The sequence below is a fragment of the Bacillus sp. AP50 genome (genome assembly GCF_040492675.1).
GTDB classification, from domain to species: domain Bacteria; phylum Bacillota; class Bacilli; order Bacillales; family Bacillaceae_G; genus Bacillus_A; species Bacillus_A cereus.
Genome location: NZ_JBEUTW010000598.1, coordinates 1 through 3,224 on the forward strand (window position 1 = coordinate 1; position 3,224 = coordinate 3,224).

Below are 3,224 nucleotides of genomic sequence, written 5' to 3' on the forward strand. Positions count from 1 at the left end.
TGGTTTCTTGTTTTTATTTAACAGCTTCTTTTAATTCTTTACCTGCTTTAAATGCAGGAACTTTACCAGCGGCGATTTGAATTTCTTCGCCAGTTTGCGGATTACGTCCTGTACGAGCAGATCTTTCGCGTACTTCAAAAGTTCCAAACCCGATTAGTTGAACTTTATCTCCAGATTGTAATGCATTAGCAATTGTGTCAAATACGGATTGTACAGCTGCAGAAGCGTCCTTTTGAGAAATATCAGCTGATTGAGCTACGTTTTTAATTAATTCTATTCTGTTTTGTTCATGTTTTCACCTCATAAAAAAATTTTTGGAATGAATGTTTTAGTATAATAGATAGTAAAGATAAAGCTATCACTATGATTAGAAAGAATACTATATAATTATGTTAATTTCGTTGCAAGAGACTGAATCCCTTCTATTATTTAGGGATTAATTAAGAATCGATGCATATAAAAAGCTTTAATATGAGGATGAGGGGGAGTATACGAATGATTTTTCGTGAAAAAAATGAGAAGGAAAGTATTTTAATTCGTCAACATGATCATGGTTTTTTGGCTGGAGAGATTGCAAAGCATATAAAAGAAGACTTTTTTGAAGATAAAACATATTTAAAAGAAACAGTTGATGCAATATATGAGCATGACAGAGGATGGATAGAGCTTGATAAAGTACCAATTTTGAATGATGCTAAAAATATTCCATATACATTTATGGATTGTCCAAGCCCATTACGTTTTGTTTTTTATACGATTGGATTGAATGAAATTGAAAATTCTAATCCATACGGGGCATTGCTTTGTAGTAAACATTTTTTATCATTTCCACTAAACGAGGAAGATGAAGAGATGATGTCATTTTATAAACATGAATTAGAACGACAAAAAAGAATTTTGAAAACGTTAACAAAGAAACAGTTTGCGATGTTCGATAAGCATTATAGATTATTAAAGTTTTGTGATGAACTTTCTTTATACGTATGTATGAATAAGCCTGGTGTCAAAAAGAAAGATGAAATTGACTTATTTAAAGATGGTTTTGAAGGAACAGAAATGTTTAATAGTAAAGAGGAGAAACTTATTCAAGCTGAATGGGTGGACGAGGAAACAATTCGGATTACACCATTTCCATTTCAAACAGAATTTTATACGTATGTAAAATATAAAACGATAAATAAGCATGAAATGAAAGAAAAAGGGATTGCAAAGGCTGATAGAGAATCAGAAATGAAGAAACAAACCATTCGTTTCATACAATAAGGAGGTAATATAAATTGAAAGATTATATATTAAAACAGTGTGATTATCATGCTTGGGCTAATACTAGATTATTCAATCGATTAAAAGAGTTACCAAACTATGAGACAATTTTTAATGAGCAGATACAGAGTGTATTCCCATCCATTAAGGATACTTTTGTGCATATTTATATTACAGATCAAGTGTGGTTACATATATTGCATGGTAAAAGTATGAATGAAGCAATACAAGACCGAGAAGATTTACGAAAACAAATTGAAACTAAATCGTTACATGAATTAGAAAAAATGTTTGAAAACATGGCAAATCAATATAAAGAGTTTTTAATTACAATACAAGATGTGAATGCTGTATTTGTTATTGAGAATCCATACGTAGGGAAATTAGAAACTTCGATTTTAGAATTAGTGCAACATGTCGTAAATCATGGTACATATCATAGAGGAAATATAACAGCGATGATTCGTCAACTTGGTCATTCATCGACAATGATGGATTTTGTACTGTATTTACATATGGTTAAAAAGCAGGGAGAGTAATATAGTTTGTAAGAAGGAGAGGCTTTAATTATAGAAGTCTCTCCTTCTATTTTATTCTGCATTCATGGTAGATCGACTGATTAAAGTTTTCTTAAGAAGCTTTATTTTCTTGTAATTGCTTAGCGTATTGTACAGCCTTATATGCATTGACTCTACCGTTTTTCCAGTACGTATCTGTACCACTAATTTTATCAGTAGTAGACTCAATAATTTGGCGGATTTGTGTATTGCTATATCCTTGATTTGCTAAAAGAGCTGCGACTCCTGCAACATGAGGTGTTGCCATAGATGTACCACTTAATGATTGATACGTGCTTCCTTTATATGTTGAATATATATTTGAACCTGGTGCTGCAACATCTACCCAGCTACCATAAGTAGAGAATGAAGATTTTCTATCTGATTGATCTGTAGAAGCAACTGCAATTACTTCGCTGTAATAAGCAGGGTAATTAGCTTTTGTATTTCCAGCATTTCCAGCAGCTGCAACTATAACAGACCCTTTATTCCATGCATATTGAACGGCTTGTTGTAATGCAGTACCACCATTTGGAGCTCCTAAACTTAAACTAATTACTTTTGCACCCGAATCAGCAGCTTCTCGAATACCTTGCGCTACAGCATCAAGAGTACCACTTCCTTGATTATCTAATACGCGGACAGCATAAATTGAAGTTTGTGGGGCAACACCAGCAATTCCGACGCTGTTATTCGTAAGTGCTCCAGTAATTCCAGCGCAATGTGTACCATGACCATTACCATCATCAGATGTATTGTCGTTATCAACATAATCATGCCCATAAATTACTTTCGAAGCCAGATCAGGGTGTGAGCCTTGAACTCCTGTATCAATAATAGCTACTTTTACACCAGGATCACTTCGTTGGCTATCCCAAGCTTGTGGAGCTTGAATCTTTTGTAACCCGTATTGATTATTAAAATATGGGTCGTTTGGAGTCCAAAAGGCGTGAACGTAATAATTCGGTTCTGCATATTCCACATCTGGATTATTTTTATAGCTCTTTATTTTTTCTTTTACAGTACCTTTTGAAAATTGTACGACTTCAAAACCTAACTTATCATCTTTAGATAAGACATTAGCTCCGACAGATTTATGAAAAGATTGCACATTACTTAAAGATGCATTTTGTTTGAACTTAACGATTAATTGGTTAGGAACATAATCAGTAGATGATGCTTCAGCGCTTGAAGTATTCGTGTTAAAGAAGAAACCACCAATAATAAATGACAAAACAGATAGGAAAACGATGATTTTGTTTTTCAAAAGATTTTTCCTCCCTTTTCTTGGATGAGTTTTTCAGTGACACCTTAATGTCGCATTCCTTTTCAACTATATAGTTAGACCATACGATTTATGACATTTATGTGAAAAACTTTTGAAGGAATAAAAAGGAGTAAATA

General features: G+C 33.1%; 4 protein-coding genes. 2 read left to right on the forward strand and 2 right to left on the reverse strand.

Going from position 1 to position 3,224, the window contains the following annotated elements:
* Positions 1 to 13: 13 nt before the first annotated feature.
* Positions 14 to 277, reverse strand: coding sequence for an HU family DNA-binding protein (locus tag ABWK52_RS27105; protein ID WP_353772270.1), 264 nt, complete (start codon positions 275 to 277; stop codon positions 14 to 16).
* A gap of 218 nt (positions 278 to 495) precedes the next feature.
* On the opposite strand from ABWK52_RS27105, the gene ABWK52_RS27110 reads away from it, so the two are divergent.
* Positions 496 to 1,263 (forward strand): DUF3891 family protein, encoded by a 768-nt coding sequence (locus tag ABWK52_RS27110; RefSeq protein ID WP_000577284.1) that lies wholly within the window; start codon positions 496 to 498, stop codon positions 1,261 to 1,263.
* 14 nt (positions 1,264 to 1,277) lie between these two features.
* Positions 1,278 to 1,802 (forward strand): DinB family protein, encoded by a 525-nt coding sequence (locus tag ABWK52_RS27115; protein WP_000656270.1) that lies wholly within the window; start codon positions 1,278 to 1,280, stop codon positions 1,800 to 1,802.
* A gap of 91 nt (positions 1,803 to 1,893) precedes the next feature.
* Here ABWK52_RS27115 and ABWK52_RS27120 read toward each other — a convergent pair whose 3' ends face one another.
* Positions 1,894 to 3,087: a S8 family peptidase gene (locus ABWK52_RS27120; RefSeq protein ID WP_000790923.1), complete on the reverse strand. Its 1,194-nt coding sequence runs from the start codon at positions 3,085 to 3,087 to the stop codon at positions 1,894 to 1,896.
* Positions 3,088 to 3,224 lie beyond the last annotated feature (137 nt).